Annotated in this window: 1 protein-coding gene; it reads left to right on the top strand. The window is 47.1% G+C overall.

What is annotated here, in order from left to right:
* Positions 1–176: 176 nt before the first annotated feature.
* The coding region (locus LRL21_RS44630) for an IS701 family transposase (protein ID WP_240422190.1) at positions 177–1,296 on the top strand (1,120 nt) is incomplete at its 3' end.

Here is a 1,296-nt window from a genome sequence, read left to right as displayed (position 1 = left end):
ACTTGAGTGTTGCGAAAATAATGCTGTCGACGAAAGTAGCATAAGGCCAGGAATTTAGAAGCTTCGTCGAATCCATAAACAGAAGAAGGACATCGCCTTTGAATAGAGAAATTTTTGGTTACCACGCCAAAATTTCCAGTAAAAGGAGATGTCCCAATCTTATGGTATCCCTCTACTTGCCTATCGTCAAGTTCATTTTAGCCTTAAAGCTAGAATTTTCTAAACCACAACTCGGTCATTTGTTTACCCTCGTTCACGGCATCATTCTTTGTGCCGGACGTAAAAATATAACGCAAATTCAGCAAGCTGCCCGAGGAGACCGTCACCTCAGCAATGTCACGAATTTCTTGAATCACTCACCATGGTGCGTCAACCGGATGCAACGTAGACGTATGCAAGTTGTCATAGATAAGATTCGTGCTAAACGAACAAAGCGTGGTGATTCTCGGCAACTCGTATTCTTCATCGTGGATGATACTTGCTGTAAAAAGGAACCTTCGACGAAGAAAATGGAAGCGCTGAGTTTTCAATATTCACACGAAGCTGGGAAATCCGTCTGGTGCCACTGCGTGGTCACGGCTCACGTGGTAAGTGCAGGCTGTTCCTATGCCTGGGATTTCCGTCCTTATTACCGTGAAGAATATTGCAATCAGCACCGCCTGCCCTTTAAAAGTAAGAACGATCTTGCCCTGGAGATGATTGAATCCTTCCCGGCTTCGCAAGACGAGCAAGTTTACGTTCTGATGGATAGCTGGTACACCAGTGAGAAGGTCATCAATGCCTGCAACAGCAGGGGTTTTCATGTCATCGCCGCTGTAAAGACGAACCGGCTGATCTGCGTCAGCGGCATCCCGATTGCTATAGCTGATTTCGCTACCCAATACCTTCGCAAGTCTGACCTCCGCTCCGTTACGGTGGAGGGCCAGGGAACGTACTGGGTTTATGAATATGAAGGACCCTTAAGCGAAATGGAAAACGTCAAAGCTCTGCTGTCTTGGAAAGAGGCATACACCGATTCTAGCAAGCCTCAGGTTTGTCTCCTGTGCACGGATGTAAGCTTGGACCTCGTCACGATCCAACGCTATTATCACGTACGCTGGAACATCGAAACCGGCTATCGCTATTTCAAAGAGTTGTTAGGCTTTGACCACTATCAGTTGCTCTCTTTTGAAGGCATTCAGCGGTTTTGGGCCATCCAGTACCTGACGCAGAACTTGTTAGAAACTCAGCGTCAGGACTGGATGAAGAACGACAAGCACCTGACGCTTGGAGATGTGGTCTATCGCATTCGGCAAG

It is taken from the genome of Paenibacillus periandrae (assembly GCF_022458865.1).
GTDB classification, from domain to species: Bacteria; Bacillota; Bacilli; order Paenibacillales; family NBRC-103111; genus Paenibacillus_S; species Paenibacillus_S periandrae.
This window is presented reverse-complemented; position numbering and strand designations above follow the sequence as displayed.